25 protein-coding genes and 1 pseudogene are annotated in these 20,110 nt (G+C 59.1%); 14 read left to right on the forward strand and 12 right to left on the reverse strand.

The window, feature by feature from the left end:
- The first annotated feature begins 7 nt into the window (after window positions 1–7).
- The gene (locus HBJ59_RS07480; protein ID WP_167663132.1) at window positions 8–1,063 is read left to right on the forward strand and encodes a D-isomer specific 2-hydroxyacid dehydrogenase family protein; all 1,056 of its coding nucleotides are present in this window, start codon (window positions 8–10) and stop codon (window positions 1,061–1,063) included.
- Here the strand turns inward: HBJ59_RS07480 and HBJ59_RS07485 are convergent.
- From HBJ59_RS07485 to HBJ59_RS07495, 3 genes are read right to left on the reverse strand one after another with little or no spacing between them, the layout of a single operon-like run.
- Complete coding sequence (locus HBJ59_RS07485; RefSeq protein ID WP_167663133.1) at window positions 1,017–1,754, reverse strand: DUF72 domain-containing protein; 738 nt, start codon at window positions 1,752–1,754, stop codon at window positions 1,017–1,019. The genes HBJ59_RS07480 and HBJ59_RS07485 overlap by 47 nt on opposite strands.
- Window positions 1,754–2,185, reverse strand: a complete 432-nt coding sequence (locus HBJ59_RS07490; protein WP_167663134.1) for a DNA methylase — start codon at window positions 2,183–2,185, stop codon at window positions 1,754–1,756. The genes HBJ59_RS07485 and HBJ59_RS07490 overlap by 1 nt, the downstream gene beginning before the upstream one ends.
- Window positions 2,186–2,200: 15 nt before the next feature.
- Entirely contained in the window at window positions 2,201–2,425 is a 225-nt protein-coding gene (locus HBJ59_RS07495) for a hypothetical protein (RefSeq protein ID WP_167663135.1), read from the reverse strand.
- A 197-nt stretch (window positions 2,426–2,622) separates the two neighbouring features.
- Here HBJ59_RS07495 and HBJ59_RS07500 point away from each other — a divergent pair, with 197 nt between their 5' ends.
- Both HBJ59_RS07500 and HBJ59_RS07505 read left to right on the forward strand, forming a co-directional pair.
- The gene (locus HBJ59_RS07500; protein WP_076017116.1) at window positions 2,623–3,126 is read left to right on the forward strand and encodes a DUF4142 domain-containing protein; all 504 of its coding nucleotides are present in this window, start codon (window positions 2,623–2,625) and stop codon (window positions 3,124–3,126) included.
- 29 nt (window positions 3,127–3,155) lie between these two features.
- Window positions 3,156–3,716, forward strand: coding sequence for a type 1 glutamine amidotransferase domain-containing protein (locus tag HBJ59_RS07505; protein ID WP_076017115.1), 561 nt, complete (start codon window positions 3,156–3,158; stop codon window positions 3,714–3,716).
- A gap of 54 nt (window positions 3,717–3,770) precedes the next feature.
- Here HBJ59_RS07505 and HBJ59_RS07510 read toward each other — a convergent pair whose 3' ends face one another.
- On the reverse strand, window positions 3,771–3,992 hold the full coding sequence (locus tag HBJ59_RS07510) for a PLD nuclease N-terminal domain-containing protein (protein WP_063030824.1): 222 nt from the start codon (window positions 3,990–3,992) through the stop codon (window positions 3,771–3,773).
- Window positions 3,993–4,148: 156 nt separating this feature from the next.
- On the opposite strand from HBJ59_RS07510, the gene HBJ59_RS07515 reads away from it, so the two are divergent.
- The 4 genes and pseudogenes from HBJ59_RS07515 (at window position 4,149) to HBJ59_RS07530 (ending at window position 6,042) form a co-directional block, all read left to right on the forward strand.
- Window positions 4,149–4,706, forward strand: coding sequence for an ATP-dependent Clp protease proteolytic subunit (locus HBJ59_RS07515; protein ID WP_076017114.1), 558 nt, complete (start codon window positions 4,149–4,151; stop codon window positions 4,704–4,706).
- A 191-nt stretch (window positions 4,707–4,897) separates the two neighbouring features.
- Window positions 4,898–5,374 carry a hemerythrin domain-containing protein gene (locus HBJ59_RS07520; RefSeq protein ID WP_008435010.1) on the forward strand — a complete coding sequence of 159 codons (477 nt, stop codon included), beginning with the start codon at window positions 4,898–4,900 and terminating at the stop codon, window positions 5,372–5,374.
- A gap of 167 nt (window positions 5,375–5,541) precedes the next feature.
- Window positions 5,542–5,655, forward strand: a pseudogene (locus tag HBJ59_RS31425) (general stress protein); the annotation flags it as partial.
- A 66-nt stretch (window positions 5,656–5,721) separates the two neighbouring features.
- Window positions 5,722–6,042 (forward strand): hypothetical protein, encoded by a 321-nt coding sequence (locus tag HBJ59_RS07530; protein ID WP_076017112.1) that lies wholly within the window; start codon window positions 5,722–5,724, stop codon window positions 6,040–6,042.
- A gap of 4 nt (window positions 6,043–6,046) precedes the next feature.
- On the opposite strand, the gene HBJ59_RS07535 is transcribed toward HBJ59_RS07530, so the two are convergent.
- Both HBJ59_RS07535 and HBJ59_RS07540 read right to left on the reverse strand, forming a co-directional pair.
- Window positions 6,047–7,246 carry a lysozyme inhibitor LprI family protein gene (locus HBJ59_RS07535; protein WP_167663136.1) on the reverse strand — a complete coding sequence of 400 codons (1,200 nt, stop codon included), beginning with the start codon at window positions 7,244–7,246 and terminating at the stop codon, window positions 6,047–6,049.
- Window positions 7,247–7,323: 77 nt separating this feature from the next.
- Window positions 7,324–8,382, reverse strand: coding sequence for a YhcG family protein (locus HBJ59_RS07540; RefSeq protein ID WP_167663137.1), 1,059 nt, complete (start codon window positions 8,380–8,382; stop codon window positions 7,324–7,326).
- A gap of 190 nt (window positions 8,383–8,572) precedes the next feature.
- Here HBJ59_RS07540 and HBJ59_RS07545 point away from each other — a divergent pair, with 190 nt between their 5' ends.
- Window positions 8,573–9,229, forward strand: a complete 657-nt coding sequence (locus HBJ59_RS07545) for a metalloregulator ArsR/SmtB family transcription factor (protein ID WP_167663138.1) — start codon at window positions 8,573–8,575, stop codon at window positions 9,227–9,229.
- A 123-nt stretch (window positions 9,230–9,352) separates the two neighbouring features.
- Here HBJ59_RS07545 and HBJ59_RS07550 read toward each other — a convergent pair whose 3' ends face one another.
- Window positions 9,353–9,853, reverse strand: a complete 501-nt coding sequence (locus HBJ59_RS07550; protein ID WP_076017108.1) for a DUF2165 family protein — start codon at window positions 9,851–9,853, stop codon at window positions 9,353–9,355.
- 131 nt (window positions 9,854–9,984) lie between these two features.
- A complete protein-coding gene (locus HBJ59_RS07555) occupies window positions 9,985–10,389 on the reverse strand; it encodes a helix-turn-helix domain-containing protein (RefSeq protein WP_167663139.1) in 405 nt (134 codons plus the stop codon).
- 90 nt (window positions 10,390–10,479) lie between these two features.
- Between HBJ59_RS07555 and HBJ59_RS07560 the strand changes: the two genes are divergently transcribed.
- Window positions 10,480–11,409, forward strand: coding sequence for an aromatic alcohol reductase (locus HBJ59_RS07560; protein ID WP_167663140.1), 930 nt, complete (start codon window positions 10,480–10,482; stop codon window positions 11,407–11,409).
- Here the strand turns inward: HBJ59_RS07560 and HBJ59_RS07565 are convergent.
- Both HBJ59_RS07565 and HBJ59_RS07570 read right to left on the reverse strand, forming a co-directional pair.
- On the reverse strand, window positions 11,384–11,938 hold the full coding sequence (locus HBJ59_RS07565) for a putative natural product biosynthesis protein (protein ID WP_167663141.1): 555 nt from the start codon (window positions 11,936–11,938) through the stop codon (window positions 11,384–11,386). The two genes, HBJ59_RS07560 and HBJ59_RS07565, sit on opposite strands and share 26 nt — an antisense overlap.
- 62 nt (window positions 11,939–12,000) lie before the next feature.
- Complete coding sequence (locus tag HBJ59_RS07570; protein WP_076017104.1) at window positions 12,001–12,384, reverse strand: DUF2946 domain-containing protein; 384 nt, start codon at window positions 12,382–12,384, stop codon at window positions 12,001–12,003.
- A 162-nt stretch (window positions 12,385–12,546) separates the two neighbouring features.
- On the opposite strand from HBJ59_RS07570, the gene HBJ59_RS07575 reads away from it, so the two are divergent.
- The 4 genes from HBJ59_RS07575 (at window position 12,547) to HBJ59_RS07590 (ending at window position 16,792) form a co-directional block, all read left to right on the forward strand.
- Window positions 12,547–13,152, forward strand: coding sequence for an SCO family protein (locus HBJ59_RS07575; protein WP_076017103.1), 606 nt, complete (start codon window positions 12,547–12,549; stop codon window positions 13,150–13,152).
- A complete protein-coding gene (locus HBJ59_RS07580; RefSeq protein ID WP_167663142.1) occupies window positions 13,152–13,628 on the forward strand; it encodes a copper chaperone PCu(A)C in 477 nt (158 codons plus the stop codon). Before HBJ59_RS07575 ends, HBJ59_RS07580 begins: the two co-directional genes overlap by 1 nt.
- Before the next feature lie 285 nt (window positions 13,629–13,913).
- A complete protein-coding gene (locus HBJ59_RS07585) occupies window positions 13,914–15,161 on the forward strand; it encodes an OprD family porin (protein ID WP_167663143.1) in 1,248 nt (415 codons plus the stop codon).
- A 20-nt stretch (window positions 15,162–15,181) separates the two neighbouring features.
- Window positions 15,182–16,792, forward strand: coding sequence for an argininosuccinate lyase (locus HBJ59_RS07590; protein WP_167663144.1), 1,611 nt, complete (start codon window positions 15,182–15,184; stop codon window positions 16,790–16,792).
- A gap of 138 nt (window positions 16,793–16,930) precedes the next feature.
- Here HBJ59_RS07590 and HBJ59_RS07595 read toward each other — a convergent pair whose 3' ends face one another.
- Window positions 16,931–18,163: a cation:dicarboxylate symporter family transporter gene (locus tag HBJ59_RS07595; protein ID WP_167663145.1), complete on the reverse strand. Its 1,233-nt coding sequence runs from the start codon at window positions 18,161–18,163 to the stop codon at window positions 16,931–16,933.
- Window positions 18,164–18,281: 118 nt separating this feature from the next.
- Here HBJ59_RS07595 and HBJ59_RS07600 point away from each other — a divergent pair, with 118 nt between their 5' ends.
- Window positions 18,282–19,196: a LysR family transcriptional regulator gene (locus tag HBJ59_RS07600; RefSeq protein ID WP_167663146.1), complete on the forward strand. Its 915-nt coding sequence runs from the start codon at window positions 18,282–18,284 to the stop codon at window positions 19,194–19,196.
- On the opposite strand, the gene HBJ59_RS07605 is transcribed toward HBJ59_RS07600, so the two are convergent.
- Window positions 19,181–20,056, reverse strand: a complete 876-nt coding sequence (locus HBJ59_RS07605) for a LysR family transcriptional regulator (protein ID WP_076017097.1) — start codon at window positions 20,054–20,056, stop codon at window positions 19,181–19,183. The two genes, HBJ59_RS07600 and HBJ59_RS07605, sit on opposite strands and share 16 nt — an antisense overlap.
- Between the last annotated feature and the right edge of the window lie 54 nt (window positions 20,057–20,110).

Here is a 20,110-nt window from a genome sequence, read left to right on the forward strand (position 1 = left end):
TATTCACATGGCGTTTCCCGTGCTGATCCTGGATGCCCCCAACCCTCCCCTGCTCCATGATGAGATCGAACGATGCCTGGCATACCGCCTGGATATCACCCTCAACCTGCACTACTTCACCGACCCGGACAGCATCAAAACCCGTTACGCCGGGCGTGTTCAGTTCGTGGATATCAACTGCCACGACACACCTTCGCTGATCAGCGCGGTGGTTAAAGCTGGAGGCTACAGCGTACTCAAGACCCGCTTGAACATTCCCCTGGGCACGGCGCTGCTCAACGCTGCAGCTTCGCCTGATCTAAGTAACCCGTTACAGGCAATCGCCCAGGCCGGCGTCGGGCTGAACCATATCGACTTGCAGACGGCCGCCGAGCGTGGCGTGACCGTACTCAATACCCCGGGTTCCAACGCAACGGCAGTGGCTGAATATGTGCTGGCTCAAACGCTGTTTCTGTCTCGGGACCTCAATCTCTACAACGCTAAAACCCATCAAGGCCAGTGGTCAAAGGGCCTGCTTGCACCCACGCTGCAAATCGCCGAGTTGACGCTGGGACTGGTGGGCACGGGCAGAATCGCCCAGGCGCTCGCCCATAAGGCCCGCGCTCTGGGCATGCAAGTGATTGCCACCGGCTCCGAGCGATTCACCCGACAGGCCGCCGCCAACCTGGGCCTGCAATGGCGCGCCACACTTGGCGAATTGCTGGATGAGGCCGACGTCGTATCCATCCATACGCCGCTCACCGCGCAGACCAAAGGTTTGTTCGACAACACAGCGTTCACGCGGATGAAACCGGGTTCGATCCTGATCAATACCGCCCGTGGCGGAATCGTCGACGAGGGCCAACTGGCAAGCTTCATCACGCGCTTTCCCGGCCACATCAAGGGCGTCGCCATCGATACCTTTGCCCGGGAAAAAGATCAGTTCGAATCGCCGTTGACTGGCATTGCCAACGCGATACTCACGCCGCATATCGCAGGCAATACCCGTGCGGCGATCAGCGAGGCGTCAACCCAGATCATTGACCACATTCATGCCTATTACCAAGCAACGCTTGAAGGCTAAGGGCATCCGCAACCGCATGGCCACTGGCGGTGTTGTCAAAGATGCACCAGGTGGGAACCCCCTCGGCTGATGACCGTTGCACGGCCGCGCACAAGGCCTGCAGTCGATCCATTTCGTAGGCGCTGTGGTAGATACGCGGCGAACCGTGCAGGCGCCAATAACGCACGCCTTGCCAGCCTTTCGGTACGTCACCTTCAGCGATTACCGGTGGGTCGGCAGCCACCCGGCCTATTTGGTACTCCTGCAACATGCCTTCGGCATGCACCCAACTGGCATGCCGCGGCTCCAGCACCACATTGCCGGCGAAGCGTTGGCGCAAGGCCGTGAAGAAACCGGCAGCGACGGCTGCCTCATAGTTCAATGAAGGCGGTAATTGCACCAGCAAGCAGCCCAGGCGATCGCCCAACTGCAGGCACTGTGCAAGGAATTCATCCAATGCCGTACCACAGTCATGCAGACGTAATTCATGGGTTATATGCCGAGGCAACTTGACCGAAAAACGAAAGCCGGGCGGCACCGATTGGGCCCATCGCTCATAGGTTTGCGGGCGATGGGGACGGTAAAAGGAGCTGTTGATTTCAACCGCATTCAAGCACGACGCATAACGCTGCAGATGGGTGCCGTGCGGGGGGAATCGTGGCCATTGCTCACGAGGCAGGCTCCAGCCGGCACACCCCAGAAAAATCGGCATCAGAACAACACCGACGCTGCATCCCTCATGAAAATCTCCACCGTCTTCGGCCCGACGCCCTCGAACGCGTTCAGGCGCTTCTCAAACTCCTCACGGTCGGCGCTGGCATCGTGTATCTGGCTGATCTTGCCCGCGTGCTCTGCGTTCAACTTGCTACTGAGGTCCAGCAGGCGCTGCGCGGTGCTTTCGTCGTAACGCACGTAATGCGCCTCGCCGAGCATGGCCACCAACTCGCGGGAGGTGCAGTGCTGCAATTTGCGCGGGGTGTCACGGCCATGCTTCACCACAATTACCTGATAGGCCTGGGCCGCGATCTGCGCCTGAATGCGCTTGCCCATCAAGAAGCTTGCGATAAACCACTTGAACAACGCGTTGTCATCGCCGGGCCTGAGTTCAATACCCAGCTCACCGGCACTGATGGATCGGCCCATGACTGCCTCCGGTATTCACTTGCCCAGCTTGCGCTCGGCCTTGGCCGCTTGCTCGTTGATCTGGTCGGTTTGCCGTTGCGTGTCCTTGATGGACGTCGGCGTGATCACCTTATCAACGGTTTCAGTCTTGGGGTTGGGGCGCTGTAAAGAGCCGTCCTGATCGTCCACCTGGCGACCTTTCTGCGCCTGTTCGGAGCTGATTGCATCGGGGGTTTTGTCGGCGGTTTTTTCAGTGCCCATGGTGATTCTCCTGCTGTTAAAAGATCACGCTCAAGCGCGGAGCCGTTATGCAGCAGAGCCCATGGTTTTTTGATAGTTCAAGGAAATTGCGTGGGCTGCGGCCCGGAGAAATAAGCGCAAATTAATTTAAACCTTTTGCGCAGGCGCCCGCTCAACAGTCAGGTAACGGCATCGCGCCATTCTTCAGGAGAAGCATCATGAAGCACTTGCTGATGAAACAAATGGGACTGACCTTTGCACTGGCCGCGGGCTCGATTGGCGTAGCCATGGCAGCCTCCTCCAATGACTTCGTCGACGCCGCTGCCCAAGGCGGAATTACTGAAGTGGAGGCCGGCAAACTGGCGTTGGAAAAGAGCGGCGCTGCTGATATCAAAGCGTTTGCCCAGCACATGATCACCGACCATACCAAGGCCAACCAAGAGCTGACTGCCCTGGCGACGAAGCTTGATATCAAGGTACCGGATGACGCCAGCCTGACCGACAAGGCCAAAAAAATGATTCTGGAGATTCGTGAAGAATCTTTCGACAAGGCTTACGCCGACAACCAGGTCAAGGCCCATGAAGACACCGTGGCGCTTTTCAAAAAAGAAGCCGCGTCTTCGGACAACGCCGAACTGAAGGCGTTTGCCGAGAAGACGCTGCCGACGCTCGAAACCCACTTGAAGATGGCCAAGGAGCTGCAATCCCAGCACGCCAATTAATCATCTACCCACTCAGGAGACACTCGACCATGAGTTCGCAACTGCACGGCAAGAAGATTCTGATCATCACCTCCAACACTGGCATCGAGCGCGACGAATTGCTCAAGCCGCTGGAAGCCCTGCGCGGTTTTGGCGCCACGGTAACCCACGGCTCGAGCAAAGGTGGCAGCACCCAGACCTTTCTCCAGGACACCGAGAAAGACAGGACAGTGGAGTCCGATGCCAAGCTTTCGGACCTGCACGGCAGTGATTTTGATGCACTGGTCATCCCCGGCGGCACCGTCAACGCTGACACCCTGCGTCAGGATGCCGATGCCTTGAGACTGATCAATGATTTCGTCAAGGCCGGTAAAACCGTCGCCGCCATCTGCCACGGCCCTTGGGCCCTGATCGATGCCGGCGTGATCGAAGGCAAGACCCTCACCTCCTACAAAAGCGTGCGCACCGATCTGGTGAATGCCGGCGCAGCCAACTGGGTAGATACGCAGGTGAAAGAATGCCCGGCCAATGGCTGGACGTTGATCACCTCACGCACGCCTGATGATTTGCCGGCGTTCAACGAGGCGATTGCCAAAACACTGGCGGCTTGAGGCCAGCCAATGCAAACAGGCGCCCTTGGGCGCCTGTTCTTTTTCGATTCTGTCTTAGCTTTTGCCGTGCTCAGCAGCGTGCGTCGCGCGGTTCACACCCTTGGGCCCAAACAGCGCCCAGAGGATCAGCCCCAACAGCGGCATGAAGATCAGTACCACCAACCATAAACCCTTGGTTTCCCAGCCACTGCCACTGCGCAGCACGCTATTGATCGCCCACAGTTCCAGCAGCACCAGAATCACCGCCAAGCCAATCCAGACATATTCGATTTGCATGATTCATCCTCCTGAGGTCGTATGCGTTAGGTCAAGCAACACGCCCGAGGGTTCATTAAAATTACAATGGATGGCTCTCGCCCAACGGTTGCGGCACATGCGCCGTAACCTTCTAGACTCAACTGCACGTCACCTCTCACCCCACGGAGGCCCAGGATGACCGAGCACATCATCCACTTTCACTGCCAGATCGATCAGGGCACCACCGAGCGCTTTCGTGATTGTTGCCTGGAGGCGATCGAGCAAGGTGCCAGCTCGTTGCTGTTGAACCTGTCGACCACCGGTGGCAGCACCAATTTCGGCTTTACCCTCTACACCTTTCTCAAATCGCTGCCGGTGCCGCTGTGTGCGATCAATGCGGGCAATATCGAGTCCATGGGCATCATCATGTTCCTGGCGGCCGGTCGCCGCATCACCACGCCCCACTCACGCTTTTTGATCCACCCGATGAACTGGTACTTCAGCCAGAACTCCGTCGATCACCAGCGCCTGCGCGAGTACCTTTCGAGCCTGGATAACGACCTGGCGCGCTACGTGAAAATCTATGAACTGGAAACCGCCACGGCGGAAACCCACCTGGACATCTTCAAGTGCCTGTCCGCAGAAGAAAAAGTGATTGCCGCCCACGAGTCATTGGCCTACGGAATTGCCCATGAGTTTGAACAGATCGTGTTTGCGGACGACGTCAAGCACTGGAAAGTCAGCGGCGGATAGGCATTGTTTAATGCATGCAAGCCAATACCTGACCGTGCAACCTGCACGACCCGCGTCGATTTTTATTAAACATAAGCCATTGATTTATAAGTGAATAATTATTCTGTTCAACTTGGTACAACTCATGCTGTAGAGCTTTGGACGAGGCGGGCATTTCGACCCGCCCTTTCACTACCCGTGAGGTGTCACCCATGAATGCCATTGACCTTCTCAAGGCCGACCACGAACGCGTCAAAGCCATCCTGAACCAACTGAGTGAGTCCACCGAGCGCGGCGTAAAAAAACGCACTGAGCTACTGGCCAAACTGGAGATGGAAATCAGCCTTCACACGCGACTTGAGGAAGAGATCCTCTACCCGGCATTTCGCAAGGCGGGGGGTAAGGATCAGGAAATCATGTACCACGAAGCCAAAGAAGAACATCGCACCGTCGACTCCCTCGTCCTGCCGGACCTGAAGCAGACTTCGCCCTCCACCACCGAGTTTTCCGGTCGCGTGAAAGTCGTCAAGGAACTGTTGGAACACCATATCGAGGAAGAGGAAAGCGAGATGTTCCCACAGGCCAGGAAGCTGTTGGGCAAGGCCTTGCTGGAAGAGCTTGGCGCGGAGATGGAAGCGATGAAAGCCGCGCACAAGAAAGCACCCGGCGCGAAGCCAATGGCCGCTTGATGCCCATTCGTCGCATGCCTGGAAACTATTTCAAACTTTGATTTGGCTGGAGGATTCCCAATTAGGCAACACCATTGATTCGCTCATCATTGAGGGTTTTCAAAATGGCTAATAGCGGAAAAACCACCCCAGGTGCTGGTCACAAGGACCAGCAAGACACAAACCGTAAAAGCGGCGGCCAGGGTTCAGGCGGCAACTTCGCCAATGACCGCGAAAAGGCTTCTGAAGCGGGCAAAAAAGGCGGGGCTCATAGCCACGCTCCAGGCTCCAAGAAGTCTTGATTGAGGCGTCGCCGAAGCCTGGATGTGTTCCGGGCTTCGGTCCCCATCGCCAAGAGGGATTGAGTCATGAAGACCAGCATTTCCCAAAGGATCGTACTTGCCGCCAGCTTGACGCTCGTACTGTATGCCCCTGCCTACGCCGCCTTCGGCGACAACACCGCACCCGAGACGCCCGCCTTGAGCGGCAACAGTATCCCAGGCTCGGCACTGCCGCCGGGCACCTATCCCAGCAGCCCATCAGCGGCCGACAGCAGTGGCCGCAAGGACACTGAAACCAAAGCGCCCGCGCCGTCAAAAAGCGTGAAGAGCACGCGCCACAAAGGCTCCTCGACTCAGCACCCGGCCAGCAAGAGTGGCAAGAAAACCGCGCCTGCATCGGGAAGTTGAGAAACTAGAGCTCGCTTGGACCACCGATAAAGTCCAGGCGCAGATTTAACCACTGCCGAACGATTTCCCGGGACGCTTGCCGGGCATCAACTGCAGAGAAGCCGCGCTCGCGCTGCAACCAGTCGCTCGTCGCTTGGCGCGTCGGCTCAATGGCCGCCAGCGCCTGCTGGCGTTGCTTGGCGGGCCACTGTTTATCGGCGCCCCAGTTACGCAGGGTTAATTCAGGATCCTGGCCCTTCCCTGCGGCGCCTGGCTGGAGAAACAGCCGAGGTGACGCAGTGGCCTTGAGCGAAAGAGCGCTCCAGTCGGCATAGCTGGCGAAGCGGATCGTGCCCTCGTTCTGCGAGGCCGTGGACAAAGGCTCGGTCAAACTATCGTCCAGCCGCTTCCACGCCGGCTGTGAAAACAGATCACCTAGGGGGGCACAGATCGGCGCAAAGCTGTCGCGGGTGGAGCCGTACAACGACCCGAACGACTCATACGCGACCTCGCCCTGCCGGCTGAAGACAAAGCAGTGCACATACGGGCGCTGGTCGGCGAATAACTCATACTGCTGACGTTCAATCATCATGCGCAGCAAGGTCAACATCACCCGGTCACGACTGACGGCGGGATCGTTTTGCAGGTCCTGCCAAATCGACCAGGGAAAACTGTCTTCCTTGAGCGCAACGAGGACCTGCTTGCGATTCTCCTCGGCCTCATTCTCCGTAACGCCACTGTCAGGCTCGAAACGCTGCAGGTAGACCAGCCATGCAGCAGCCAGATCGTTCATCGGGTAACGTCTGAGCCCTTCTGTTGCTTGGGCCGGATGGTAAGGAATACTGGCGATAATTGCGTCAAGGGCCGCCGTATCCTTGTGGGTGATCGTGCCTACCTCAACCACTCTCTGGCTCAGTTGAGATTGCAGGCAGCTTGGGAGCGAGCCCAGGGCACCGGCACACGCGTTGCGAGCCTGCAGCCAGGTGCGCTGGCCACGGCGCAGTTCGTCACGCGGGTCAGGTGCCAATTTGGCCATTGCCTGGCTGTAATAAACGCCCAACGTGCTGTCGAGTTCGCTTAATTCGGGACTGGCGCAAATCGCCTTTTCCACCGGTGTAGCGGCCTTTTTACAATCGAAGGACGCGCCACTGGCAGGCATCCCTGCGCCCATCAGCACGCCAGCGAGCAACGACATTGGGTAGGCAAAATTAATACGGCGGGCCATGGCTTTCCTTGGGTGAGTTCCTTTCAGGCGCTTATTGTGCCGACGCGCTTGCCAATGTCCAGCCTGTCAGCACAGTGCTACGAAGCACTTGCCATGGAGGGGCGGTCACTTGCCAGCTCACGCTCAATCTGTTCGATGCTGGGCAGGCTGGTTTGCAGCTCTGCCGGCAGGGATTCCACCAGTTGATACTCGGCAACCCCAATAGGACGGGAGCTGTCACGCAGAGCGTATTCGGCCACTACTTCGTTCTTGCTCTTGCACAGCAGCAGGCCAATGGTGGGGCTGTCCTGCGAGTGCTTGAGCTGGGCGTCTACCGCCGCGAGGTAAAAGCCCAACTGCCCCAGATGGTCGGGTTTGAATTTACCGGCCTTGAGTTCGATTACCACATAGCACCTCAGCTTGAGGTGATAAAACAGCAGGTCGACGAAAAACTCCTCGCCCCCTACGTCCAGCAATACTTGCCGTCCCACGAAGGCAAAACCGGCGCCCAGCTCCAGCAAAAAATCGGTGACATGTTTGACCAGGGCGTTTTCGATTTCACGCTCCTGCGCGTCAAGGGTCAGGCCCAGGAAGTCGAAACGGTAAGGATCTTTAAGTGATTCGCGAGCCAGGTCGGATTGGGCTTTGGGCAGCAGTCCCTCGAAGTTGCTGACCGCATTGCCGCTGCGTTCCAGCAGGCGACCCTCGATTTGCATCACCAGGATGTTGCGCGACCAGTTGTGTTCGATGGCCTGTGCGATGTACCAGCGACGGGTTTCAGGGCCGGGCAACCTGTCCAGCAACACCAGATTATGGCCCCAAGGCAATTGTGCAGCAGCCTGTTGCACAAATTCGGAATCTGGCCACGCCTCCGCAAATGCACGCATGTATTTCAGGTTGCGCGGCGAAAAACCCTTCATCTCCGGAAACGCTGAGCGCAAATCCTGCGCCAGTCGCTCAATCACCTTGGTGCCCCAGCCCTGCCGCGCTTGCCGGGTCAAAATATCCTGGCCGATTTGCCAGTACAGCAACACCAGCTCGCGGTTTACCGCCAGGGTGGCGCGCTGTTGGGCGGAGTGGATTCGACCCTTGAGATCAGTCAGCCAGTCGCTGTATCCCTCGGGTGGTGTGATCAGGCTATCGGGGGTCTCACTCATTCCTTTTCCCTCGTGGGCTTGGCAGGCGGCCGATAGTAGCGAGGGAAAAATGCATGATGGGCCAGCAGAATGCTTTCGATACAAATCAACTGGAACCCTTCACGAGAGAGCCTTCATGCAGATCAAAAGGTGCCCCGCCGGGCCCGCTGTGGTCAAATGAGCCGGTCACTTCCATGGTTATTCCTGATCTATGAACGCCACACCCACCGACGACAGCCAGGCATCCACCGGGGACCGCATCCTGTTCCTGCTCAAGACCCGTGGCCCCTTGAAAACCACGGACCTGGCTGCGCTGCTGGACATCACCTCCGAAGCCGCTCGCCAGCAGATCCAGAAGCTGCAGGTCGCGGAGTTGATTGTCGGTGTGTCGGCCCCGATCTCGGGTGCCGGTCGGCCATCCCTGAAATGGACGCTGACCGAAACCGCCCAGGGCAAATTCCCGGATTCCCATAGTGTTCTGACCTTGCACCTGATCGAGTCCATCGAAGGGATTTTTGGCAGCGAAGGCGTGGAGAAAGTCATCGCCAGCATGGAGGCGACCGCCAAGCATGAATACATCCAGGCTTGCTCCGTCGCATCCAGCTTGCAGGAGAAAGTCGAGATCCTGGTGCAGATTCGCGAGCGCGCCGGGTATATGGCGCAGATGGAGCCGCTGGACAATGGCTGGCTATTGGTGGAAAACCACTGCCCTATCTGCGTGGCCGCCCGTAAATGCCAGGGGTTTTGCCGCTCGGAGTTGCAGATTTTCCAGGCAGCGCTGGGCGATGAGAATGTGGTGGAACGCTGCGAGCATTTGATCTCCGGGGATCGACGCTGCGCCTACAGCATCCAGCCTCGCCGCCCGTAAGAAAGAGGCTGCGATGGGCTGCGCAGCAACCGCAATTCCAGCGCCGCAGTGTCCCGGATACACCAACGGTTCAGGACTCACAATTGCTGCGCAGTCCATCGCAGCCTAAGCCTCAGGCCGAAGTCAGGCCCATTGCAGGTTGAACAGTGCGAACGCCAGTAGCGCCCAGATCGCCAGCACCAAGTGCGTCAGCTGCAAGCCCTCCTGGCGAATCCAGTAGCCAAACCACAAGCCACCCAGCAGCATCGCAAACACGAAAGCCGAGAAGCCGCTGAGGGCGAGATTGAGCCATGGCCGGGCGGCCGAGAGGCCATCACCGAGGATCAACTGGTAGCTGCCGGTCCATGCCGCCACTGCCGCGATAACTTGCAGCGCCAACACAATCAGCAGGGCCAATTGATGCAGGCGCGGGGAACGCACAGCGCGCCTCAACAGAGGGATGTCGATGGCCGGAGCCTGGTGCAGTGGCGCCATGGCCATGGTCGCGCCCACCGCACCGACCGAGCTGCGAAAAGCCTGCCCGTTGTTGACCACGGCGAGGGTCAGCCAGACACTCAAGCCTAAAGCCTGCGTACCTAGGAACAACCCGGCAGAACCACCCGGCAGCCATGCCTCTTCGCTCATCCAAAACTCCTTGTTCGCCGACAGCGAAAATCAGGTCTTGGGCCTATATCCAAGAACATATTTGGATAATACGTAACGCCGCCTTAATTAAACAAGCTAATACTTTCTTAATTGATCAGTCCACACCCTGATCACGGCGCCTGCTCAGCATCGAACTGCTCCCGGGCACGCCTGAATCCGTTGGCGTTTTCCACCACCCACGTCCACAACGGAATCATGTGCACCAGCAGCTGTTTGCCCAGCTCCGACAGCTGGTATTCAACCTTGGGCGGCATCTCCTGAAAGTCGTGGCGCAACACCAGGCCATCGCGCTCCAGCTGGCGCAACGTGCGCGTGAGCATGCGCTGGGTAACGCCCTCCATGCGGCGGCCAATCTCGGCGTGACGCAGGCGCCCGTTGACCCCTAGCAGATGCACGATGCCCAACGACCAGCGGTTTCCCGCATGGGTCAGCACCTGGCGCTTGAGCCCGTCTTCATCGGCGCTAAGGGCTTCGCAGGCGGCTTGTGAGCGCCTGATGATCTCGTCGTTGTCCACCTTCTACTCCCGGTATCACTGGTGTGCCTTCTTATGCCCCGTCGGCAATTCTGCAAGCATGGCATGACTTTCAACCGAATCGAGAACCCTATGACTGCTTCGATCCTTGTACTGGGCGCCGGCGAACTGGGCCTGGCGGTACTGCGCCAACTGTCACGCCTGGCTGCACCGCAAAATTTGCCTGTGACGGTGTTGCTGCGCCCCGCCACACTGAACTCCCCCGACCCCGCCAAACAGCAGGAAATCACCGAGCTGCGCGCCCTGGGCATTGAGCTGCTGGCCGGTGACCTGGCAAACGGCTCCGAGGCCGAACTGGCAACGGTGTTCGCCGACTATCAAACCGTGATCAGTTGCATCGGCTTTGCCGCAGGCCCCGGCACCCAGCGCAAGCTGACCCGCGCGGTCATCGCAGGCGGCGTGAAGCGTTATGTACCGTGGCAGTTCGGCGTGGACTACGACGTGATCGGCCGCGGTTCGGCCCAGGACCTGTGGGACGAACAGCTTGATGTGCGCGACTTGCTGCGTGACCAACAGGGCACGCAATGGGTGATTGTCTCCACCGGGATGTTCACCAGCTTCCTGTTTGAGCCGTCCTTCGGCGTCGTCGACCTGGCGCAGAATACCGTGCATGCACTGGGAGACTGGGAAACCGCTGTCACCGTCACCACCCCTGAGGACATCGGCCTGCTGACGGCGCGCATCCTGTTCAGCGAGCCGCCGATCACCAATCAGGTGGTGTACACCGCCGGCGACACCCTGACCTACGGCGAGCTGGCAGATACCGTGGATGCGCAACTGGGGCTCACGCTCAAACGCGAACGCTGGTCGGTGCCGTACCTGGAAGCGGAACTGGCCGCTGCACCCGAGGACAATCTGATGAAATACCGGGTGGCCTTCGCCCAAGGTAACGGCGTGGCCTGGGACCCCGCCGTCACCTTCAATGCCCAACAGCAGATTGCCGTAACCAGCGTTGCCCAGTGGATCGAGCAAAACCTCAAGGCACCGGCAACCACTCGCTGAACCGTCCCTGGCTATCCAGCGCGCACCAGGCGAAATCCCAGGGCAACGGTGGCAGCGTTTGCAGCGGCCCGCCACTGCCCGGCTTCCAGTCCACCACCTGCAGGGGTGAACCTTGCCACGCCAGGACCACCCCCCGCGCTTGGCTGGTGTCATCGCTGACCCAACGGGCTGCCGCCGCCGTCATGAACGCTTCGATGGGTTCTTCATCGATCTGCGTGCGATACACCGAACCGAGCAACCAACGGCACACACTCACGTGGTAGGCCCAGTTCAGGGAGGGACGGTTGCGGTAAGCCCAGGTCATGAAACTGCGAAACAGGTTCAAGCCCTCCGGTGGGTCGAGCTTGAGCAAACCGGGACAGATGTCGAACAAGGTGTGCCAGTACGGCAGCAACCGTGCGTCCAGGTGGACGAAACAACGGGCGTTACTCGGGTATTCGACAGACGGCAACAACACGTTGCCGCGCGACGGACGGCGCGACGCCTTGCTGACCAGGCGGGCAGCGCCGGAAGGCAGGATAGAGCTCATGGAACGCACTCACACTCGTGACGATAGAACGCCTCCTGGTAACAGGAAGCCCAAGGCACACGTCAGAATGCAGGGGAAGCGCGAGGGTTGGCCGAGGGCCAGGAATACCGCGGAGGCGCCTTGTTACGCTGCTCATGGGCCGGGCGCGGCTTTTGCCCCAGGCCCAACAACCAGGCCAGGCAAAACAGGAAGACGATGCCCAGGGTCACGGCGGAGCACACCGGGCAGGCGAAGAAGTTCGACCAACTGCTGGCCGTCGGATTACCCAGGCCGGCATCCGAGGCCGGCGCCTTGGTGCCCAGGCTTGAACAGAACTGCCCGCCCAGGCCATTGAGCTCCAGGCCCATCATCTGCCCATGGCCCAAACCGCAGACGAACACATTGAACAGGACGCAAAAATACAGAGTCCAGGCAATGAGCGAACGGTCCGGGCGGGTCAGTTTCATGGCGGCGACTTTATCACAGCTCCGACATTTGGCCTTGCCCTGCCATGCCTGTGACAGAACGTCGCAGATTACGCCCGCAGCCCCAGGTTGTTAGAATGCCACGCTCTCCTCGCCTGATTTAACGCTTCGTGGTACCCAGGCGCTTCACAGGATGCACAGTTGATGAGTACGTTATTCACCCGCCGCAAAGTCCTCTCCGGCATGGGATTGCTGGGACTGGGCCTGCTGGCCGGCTGTGACAACAGCCCGAAACTGAACTTCAAGTACGGCAAGGATCTGAGCGACAAGATCATGGGCCGTACCTTCAAGCTCAAGAACACTGACGGCGAAACCGTCACCTTGAGTTCCTTCCGCGGCTTGATGCCAGTGGTGTTCTTCGGCTTCACCCAATGCCCGGCCGTGTGCCCGACTACACTGGCGCGCATGGCCCAGGCGAAAAAACTGATGGGCCGCGACGGCAAGATCATGCAGGTGGTGTTTATCACCCTCGATCCGGAACGCGACACACCCGAGATTCTCGACGCCTACGTCAAGGCCTTCGACCCGAGTTTCGAAGCGCTGTACGGCACCCCGGAAGAAATCGCTGTGGCTGCCAAGGAATTCGGGATCTTTTATGAAAAGATCCCCGCCGGCGACAGCTACACCCTCTCCCACACCGCCACCAGCTTTGTGTTCGACACCCGGGGCACCCTGCGCCTGGGCCTGTCTGCCTCGCTTAACGCCAAAGAGTGCGCAGAAGACCTGCTCACCGTCATGGAGGTCTGCTAATGACTGCCGTTCAACACCTCAAACGCTTCGCCCTCGGTCTTTCCCTGCTGGGCCTCGCCGCACACGCCAGCGCACAGGCAGTGGTCACCGACGCCTGGGTACGCGCCTCGGTACCGGGCCAGCCGTCCAGCGGCGCGTTCATGACCGTTACGGCCGACACCGACAGCAAACTGCTCAGCGTGGCTTCGCCGATCGCCAAGACCGTGCAGATCCATGAGATGACCATGAAGGACGACGTGATGCGCATGGGCCCGGTGGACTCGGTTGCGTTGCCTGCCGGCAAGGCCGTCAAGCTCGACCCGGACGGCTATCACGTGATGCTGATCGACCTCACCGCCCAAATCAAGGAAGGCGACCAGGTGCCGCTGACCGTCACCGTGGAAAATGCCAAGGGTGAAAAGCAGTCGATTGAAGTGAAGGCTGAGGCCCGTGCATTAAATGCAATGGAGACGATGGATCACAGCAAGATGCACTAAGGCGCAGATCAAAATGTGGGAGCGGGCTTGCTCGCGAATGCGGTGTGACAGTCACCGGATGTATTGACTGATCCACCGCTTTCGCGAGCAAGCCCGCTCCCACATTGGCCCTTCAGTGTCTGAAAAATCGGGCGTCCACTTCATATTTTTTTCGTCTCGCTTCAACACTTTCTATATATTTTCAATCTGCAAAACAACTCGTTAGCCTGCGCAAGCCGGACGCGTCTCCCTGTCGCCGTCCGGCCAGATAATTCTAAAAATAAGCAGCAGACAACGGGAATAACAATGAACAAATCCCCCATTACCCTGGGCCTGACTTCGGCCACCCTCGGTTTGACCCTCGCCTTCCCAACCTTTGCCGAAGCTGACTTTTTCAAAGACAGCAAGGCCGACCTCGAATTTCGCAACTTCTACTTCAACAGCGATTACCGCCAGGACAACGCCAGCCAGTCCAAACGTGACGAGTGGGCTCAAGGCCTGATTCTCAACTACCAGTCGGGTTACACCGAAGGCCTGGTGGGATTTGGTATCGATGCCATCGGCCTGCAAGGCCTGAAACTCGACTCAAGCCCAGACCGCCAAAACAGCGGCCTGCTCCCCGTCGGCGAGAATGGCGCACCGGACAGCTACAGCCGAATGGGTGTCACCGGCAAAGCGCGCATCTCCAAAAGCGTACTTAAATTCGGCACGCTGATCCCCAAGCTGCCGACCGTGCTGCCCAACGACGGCCGGCTGCTGCCCCAGACTTTTCGCGGCACGCAACTGACCAGTCAGGATATCGCCGGCCTGACCTTCGACGCCGGGCGCCTGACCAGCAACACCCTGCGTAACGACAGCGGCCATGCAGACATTGAAGTCGACGGCAAAGGCATAAAGGGCGCCGTGCCCAGCGATAAATTCGACTTCGCAAGTGCCAGCTACGCCTGGACCAAAACCTTCGTCACGGGCTACCACTACGCCAACCTCGAGAACAACTACAAGCAACACATCTTCAACCTGGTCCACACCCTGCCATTGGGCGACGCGCAGTCGTTCAAGACCGACCTGCGTTACGCCGACTCCAGCAAGGAAGGCAACAGCAACATCGACAACCAGGCCTTCGGTGCCAAGTTCACCTACAGCCTCCACGGCCACTCGTTCGGTGCCGCCTACCAGCGCATGAAAGGCACCACCGGCTTCCCCCACCTGGACGGCACCGACTCCTACCTCGTCAACTACGTGATGATCTCGCCGGACTTTGCCAACCCCGAGGAAAAATCCTGGCAGGCGCGCTACGACTATGACTTCGCCGCCCTCGGCATCCCCGGCCTGACCTTCATGACCCGCTACCTCAAAGGCGACAACTTCGTACGTACGCGCACCCTGGAAGGCACCGAGTGGGAGCGCAATACCGATATCGGCTACGTATTCCAGAGCGGCGCCCTGAAGAACCTTGAAGTGAAATGGCGCAATGGCACGTATCGCAGCAATGGCAGCGGCAGCGATATCGACCAGAACCGCTTTATCGTCAGCTACACCCTGCCCTTGCTGTGATTTTTCCCGGAGCGTTGCACATGAATACCCATAAAAGCCTGATCCACCTGGCCATCGCCTTTGCCCTGTTCAGCAGTTACGGCGCCTATGCCGCCGATACCGGTGCGCTGCCCTGCAAAACCACCGAAGAATGCGCGGCCCAGGCGGCCAAAGTCGGCGCCACACCGGGCTCCTCGCAAACGGCCCACAAGGCCAAGGGCGACCCGACCCAAACCCAGTTCGCCTGGTTGAACCGCATCAACAAAGCCTCGATCGTGATGCTCACCGAAGAAGGCATCGTTAAGCCGGACATGGGCCACAAGATCGCCGGCGGCGTGCGCTTTGCCATCGACCAGGCCGATCAGCCCGACGGCAAGCGCCCGGAAGATGTGCTGCAGCTGGAAAAAATCATGACCGACAAGATCGGTCCTGAAGCGTCCCTGATCCACTCCGGCCGCAGCCGCCAGGACATGCTCGCCACCTACCGCCTGGCCAAGTTGCGCGCACAGGTGCTGGCCTACAGCGACGCGCTGAACGCCACCCGCCAACGCATCCTTAACATCGCCGAGAAGAACGTCGACACCCTCATACCGGCCTACACCAACGGCGTGCAGGCCATGCCTATCAGCTATGCGCACTACCTGCTGGCGTTCGAAGCGGCGTTTGATCGCGATGGCCAGCGTATTCGCGAACTCTACACCCGCCTCAACCTGAGCCCGATGGGCACCGCGGTGCTGGCGAATTCCGCCTACCCGCTGAACCGCGAGCGTTTGGCCGAACTGCTGGGCTTTGATGGCGTGCGGGAAAACTCCCTGGATTCGAGCCAGGTGTCGACCTATGACATTCCTATCGAAGCGGCGAACCTGGCGGCGTCTTCGGCGATTCGCATCGGCGCGATGATTGGCGATATCCACACCCAATACCATCAGATCCGCCCTTGGCTGCTGCTGGACGAAGAGTCCACCTACACCAGCAGCGCGATGCCGCAAAAACGCAACCCGGGGCTGTTGATGCGCACCCGGGAATCAGCCTCGGACGTGGTCGGCCTGGCGCAGACCGTGACCTTGCGCGCGCACAACGTCACTACCGGGATGACCGACTACAAGTTTGCGTTTGATTCCCTGGGGCTGTTCCAGTCCACCGACGAAATGTTCAAAAGCATGGACGCGGTGCTGGATGCGCTGCAAATCAATCCGCAGCGGGCGCTGGATGAGTTGGAGTCCGAGTGGACGACTTCGATGGAGTTGGCCGACACCCTGGAGCGCCAGTTCAAGGTGCCGTTCCGCATTGGGCACAGCTTCGCGTCGCTGATCGTCACCGAGGCGCGCAGCAACGGCACCACGCCGAAGACCTTCCCGTACGCGGACGCGCAGAAGCTGTACACCCAGGCGGCGGACAAATACAAATGGACACCGAATACCTTGCCGCTGGATGAGGCCGGCTTCCGTGCTGCGCTGTCGCCGACGGCGATGGTCAAGACCCGTAAAGGCACGGGTGGGCCGCAGCCGGAAGAGGTCAAGCGGATGTTGGTGGAGGCGCGCAAGAACCTAGACACGGACCAGAGCTGGTTGAAGGAACGTCGTGAGAAGCTGAAAGGTGCTGAAGGCAACCTGGACAAGGCGTTCGACAAGTTACTCAACGCCAAGGGCTGAAATGCGATCTGAATGTGGGAGCGGGCTTGCTCGCGAAGGCGGTGGATCAGTTAGCAGATTTATTGGCTGACCCACCGCATTCGCGAGCAAGCCCGCTCCCACATTTGACCGAGTTTGGGTCTGGAAATGGTGTTCGGTTCAGCGACTCAATTCCCGCTTCAATACCTCGCGATCAATCGACTTCTGCCACCCGCATATCGCCAGGCAGGCCACACAATTGCCCAGCACATTGGTCAACGACCGGCACTTCATCAGCCGCTCCACCCCCAACAGCAACCCCACCCCTTCCAGTGGCACCAGTTGCAGGATGTTCAAGGTGGCAATCAGGGTAAACAGCGCCGAGCCCGCCACGCTGGTAGACCCCAGCGAGGTAAACAGGCAGATCACCAGCACCGCCAGCAATTCGGGAACGGCAATTTCCACCCCGGCCAGATGCGCCAGAAACATGATGGCGGTGGTCAGGTAAATATTGGTGCCGGCCAAGTTGAACGTATAGCCGGTGGTCAGCACCAGGCGCACTAATTGGCGATCACAGCCCAGCGCCTCAAGTTTGCTGACACAACCGGGAAGTGCTGCCACTGATGAGCCGGTAAACGTCACCAACAACAACTCTTCTTTTAAATAAATAATTAACCGAGTCAATTTAACGCCGACCAGGCGCGCAATCGTCGCAAACACTAAAATCACGAAAACCGCGCACGCCAGGTAAATAACCACAATAAACTTCAACAGCGGTAAAACAGAACTTAAACCGTACTTCCCCACCACAAACGCCATCGCCCCAAAAGCCGCGAGCGGTGCAAATTTCAAGATAAAGCGCAACAGCAAGAACAGCCCGGCGACTGCTGCTTCCAACCAGCCGAGACAGCGGTTGCCAACCTTACCGCCACGCCCCAGCAGCAGCCCGCACAGCACCGCCACCAGCATCACCTGAAGCACCAGACTCTGGGTAAAAACCCTGTAAAGACTGGATGAAATCGAGGTCATGGACAGCTCATGCAGGAGCGCTTCCGGCGCAACAGGCGGCGTCAGGTGGTCAAAATCCAGGTTAGCCACTGCCGTGTGATCCAGGCTGAACAGCCACCCCGTCGACATTCCCAACACCAATGCGGCAAGGGACATCAGCTGGAAATACACCACGATCCGCCCCACTACATGCCGATGGGACGGCTCGCGCTTGATACCTGCGACACCCGTCGACACCAGCACAAACAACAGAAACGGCATCAGTAATCCGACCACTTTTATAAAAGCGTCACTGAGCAATTTCATCTCGACCGCCACGCCCGGATAAAACAGCCCCAACACCATGCCAAGTGCAATGGCAATCAAAATAGGCAAAGTGGCGTTAGTGGAAAATCGGGCTGGCATCAATGCTCCATGGTCTTTTTATTTATTGTTATTGTCGGATCAGGCCACTTTCGGCATATTGGTCGCCAAGGCGCATTCAGGCCACAAATAATAAAGTCTTGTCACGGGATATACCACCATGGAACTTCGCCATTTACGTTATTTCATCATGGTGGCCGAAGAGCGACATTTCACCCGTGCCGCCGCTCGCCTGAACATGCAGCAACCGCCACTAAGCCAACAGATTCGCGCTCTGGAACAAGAGCTGGGGTTCGACCTGTTCAAGCGCCACCCCAAGGGCGTTGACCTGACGGCCGGCGGCCTGGTGTTTCTCGATGAAGCGCGGGCCATCCTCGCCCGCGTCGAACAAGGCTCTCTCAAGGCCGCCCGCGCCGCCCAGGGCATTGAGGGCACACTGGTCATCGCCTTCACCAGCTCTGCGGCTGCCCACCCGCTGATCCCGCGCATCATCCGCGCCTACCGCGAGCAATACCCGGGCGTGGAACTCTCGATCAACGAAGGCAGCGCCCGGGAAGTCACCGAAGACACCATCGAAAAACGCATCGATATCGGCATCGTCCGCGCCCCGGTCGGCGACCACCAGAGCCTGACCTTCCACCGCCTGCTCAACGAAGAAATGCTGCTGACCTTGCCCGTCGGGCATCCGCTGCTCAAGGGCGCCGAGCCAAAAATCACCATGGCCGACCTCAAGGACGAACGCTTCATCCTGGTCCGCCGCCCCGGCGCGCCGGGGATGTACGCCAACCTGATCAAGGCCTGCCAGAACGCCGGTTTTGAACCGAAGATTGCCTTTGAAGTGGAGCGCATGCTGACCAACGTCAGCCTGGTGGCCGCCGGTGAAGGCATCTCCGTGGTACCGGCGTCGATGCGCGATGTGCACCGCGAAAGCGTGGTGTATTGCCGGATCAGCGATGCACGGCCACGATTATTGGCGCCGATTACCCTGGTGCGGCGCACGTTCAATCCGTCGGCGCCGTTGCAGAATTTCATTGGGTTGGCGCGGGAGTTGGCGGGGGTTTATCGCAAGGGTTGAGTCATCGCGTGAAAACTCTCGGTGAGCAGTTCCACCGCCGCGCGGATGCTGTCGCTTTGCCGTGGAACGGCGTACAGGCCGTAGTTGACACTCAAGATAGGCCCATCGCTTTCAGCCAAGGAAATGATGCGCATGGTCTCCGGCCGAATATTCTCCGCCGGCAGCAAGGCCACACCCAATCCACCCTCCACCGCTGCGGTGATCACGCCAATGTTCGGGCTGGTCACCGTGACCCGAAAATCCCGCCCGGCGTTCAGCAAGGCATCAAACATCAAGCGCCGCCAGGCACAGGGTTCGGCATACACGATGACATCCAGCGGCAGCGCCGCATCGATTTCTTCATCAATCGCGCACACCCAGTACAGCTCGACGTTCCAGGCGTGCACAGGGTCGGCGTTGAACGACGAGCTGACGCCAATGGCAACGTCCAGCTCGCCGTCATTCCAACGATCAGCGAGCGCGTCGCCGTGATCAACAACAACCTCCAGGTGCACATGCGGGCAGGCGCGCCGCAGCCGGCCGAGCGCTGCCGGCAACGCCGATACCGCCACGTCTTCCGAGAGCCCCACGCGCACATTGCCCATCACCGTGCGCTCTTTCAGACGCGCTGCTACCGTCTCGCCCAAGGCCAGAATGCGCGTCGCGTAGGTGAGCAGCAGTTCGCCTTCGGTAGTGGGCACCACGCCCCGACCTGTTCTGCGCAACAGCCGCTGGCCCAGCAATTCCTCAAGCCGGCGGATTTGTGCGCTGAGGGCCGATTGCGCCCTGCCCGCCTGCTGGGCTGCACCACTCAGGCTGCCGTGCTGGCATACCGAGATAAAGGTTCGTAGCAGATAGGGTTCAAACGCGTCAGATATCATGTTTGGGTTAACTCTGAATCAACAGCTATCACCCTACCTCGATAGCTTGAGCAT

The sequence above is a fragment of the Pseudomonas sp. AN3A02 genome (assembly GCF_011765255.1).
Classification (GTDB): Bacteria; Pseudomonadota; Gammaproteobacteria; order Pseudomonadales; family Pseudomonadaceae; genus Aquipseudomonas.

Excerpts from the sequence above, each read along its gene's own strand:
- HBJ59_RS07605 (WP_076017097.1), bottom strand. The coding sequence starts at position 20,056 with ATGATATCTGACGCGTTTGAACCCTATCTGCTACGAACCTTTATCTCG.
- HBJ59_RS07560 (WP_167663140.1), top strand. The coding sequence starts at position 10,480 with ATGACTGCTTCGATCCTTGTACTGGGCGCCGGCGAACTGGGCCTGGCG.
- HBJ59_RS07535 (WP_167663136.1), bottom strand. The coding sequence starts at position 7,246 with ATGGCCCGCCGTATTAATTTTGCCTACCCAATGTCGTTGCTCGCTGGC.
- HBJ59_RS07590 (WP_167663144.1), top strand. The coding sequence starts at position 15,182 with ATGAATACCCATAAAAGCCTGATCCACCTGGCCATCGCCTTTGCCCTG.
- HBJ59_RS07480 (WP_167663132.1), top strand. The coding sequence starts at position 8 with ATGGCGTTTCCCGTGCTGATCCTGGATGCCCCCAACCCTCCCCTGCTC.
- HBJ59_RS07485 (WP_167663133.1), bottom strand. The coding sequence starts at position 1,754 with ATGCCGATTTTTCTGGGGTGTGCCGGCTGGAGCCTGCCTCGTGAGCAA.
- HBJ59_RS07570 (WP_076017104.1), bottom strand. The coding sequence starts at position 12,384 with ATGAAACTGACCCGCCCGGACCGTTCGCTCATTGCCTGGACTCTGTAT.
- HBJ59_RS07600 (WP_167663146.1), top strand. The coding sequence starts at position 18,282 with ATGGAACTTCGCCATTTACGTTATTTCATCATGGTGGCCGAAGAGCGA.
- HBJ59_RS07510 (WP_063030824.1), bottom strand. The coding sequence starts at position 3,992 with ATGCAAATCGAATATGTCTGGATTGGCTTGGCGGTGATTCTGGTGCTG.
- HBJ59_RS07565 (WP_167663141.1), bottom strand. The coding sequence starts at position 11,938 with ATGAGCTCTATCCTGCCTTCCGGCGCTGCCCGCCTGGTCAGCAAGGCG.
- HBJ59_RS07520 (WP_008435010.1), top strand. The coding sequence starts at position 4,898 with ATGAATGCCATTGACCTTCTCAAGGCCGACCACGAACGCGTCAAAGCC.
- HBJ59_RS07530 (WP_076017112.1), top strand. The coding sequence starts at position 5,722 with ATGAAGACCAGCATTTCCCAAAGGATCGTACTTGCCGCCAGCTTGACG.
- HBJ59_RS07540 (WP_167663137.1), bottom strand. The coding sequence starts at position 8,382 with ATGAGTGAGACCCCCGATAGCCTGATCACACCACCCGAGGGATACAGC.
- HBJ59_RS07515 (WP_076017114.1), top strand. The coding sequence starts at position 4,149 with ATGACCGAGCACATCATCCACTTTCACTGCCAGATCGATCAGGGCACC.
- HBJ59_RS07495 (WP_167663135.1), bottom strand. The coding sequence starts at position 2,425 with ATGGGCACTGAAAAAACCGCCGACAAAACCCCCGATGCAATCAGCTCC.
- HBJ59_RS07585 (WP_167663143.1), top strand. The coding sequence starts at position 13,914 with ATGAACAAATCCCCCATTACCCTGGGCCTGACTTCGGCCACCCTCGGT.
- HBJ59_RS07505 (WP_076017115.1), top strand. The coding sequence starts at position 3,156 with ATGAGTTCGCAACTGCACGGCAAGAAGATTCTGATCATCACCTCCAAC.
- HBJ59_RS07545 (WP_167663138.1), top strand. The coding sequence starts at position 8,573 with ATGAACGCCACACCCACCGACGACAGCCAGGCATCCACCGGGGACCGC.
- HBJ59_RS07580 (WP_167663142.1), top strand. The coding sequence starts at position 13,152 with ATGACTGCCGTTCAACACCTCAAACGCTTCGCCCTCGGTCTTTCCCTG.
- HBJ59_RS07500 (WP_076017116.1), top strand. The coding sequence starts at position 2,623 with ATGAAGCACTTGCTGATGAAACAAATGGGACTGACCTTTGCACTGGCC.
- HBJ59_RS07595 (WP_167663145.1), bottom strand. The coding sequence starts at position 18,163 with ATGCCAGCCCGATTTTCCACTAACGCCACTTTGCCTATTTTGATTGCC.
- HBJ59_RS07490 (WP_167663134.1), bottom strand. The coding sequence starts at position 2,185 with ATGGGCCGATCCATCAGTGCCGGTGAGCTGGGTATTGAACTCAGGCCC.
- HBJ59_RS07575 (WP_076017103.1), top strand. The coding sequence starts at position 12,547 with ATGAGTACGTTATTCACCCGCCGCAAAGTCCTCTCCGGCATGGGATTG.
- HBJ59_RS07550 (WP_076017108.1), bottom strand. The coding sequence starts at position 9,853 with ATGAGCGAAGAGGCATGGCTGCCGGGTGGTTCTGCCGGGTTGTTCCTA.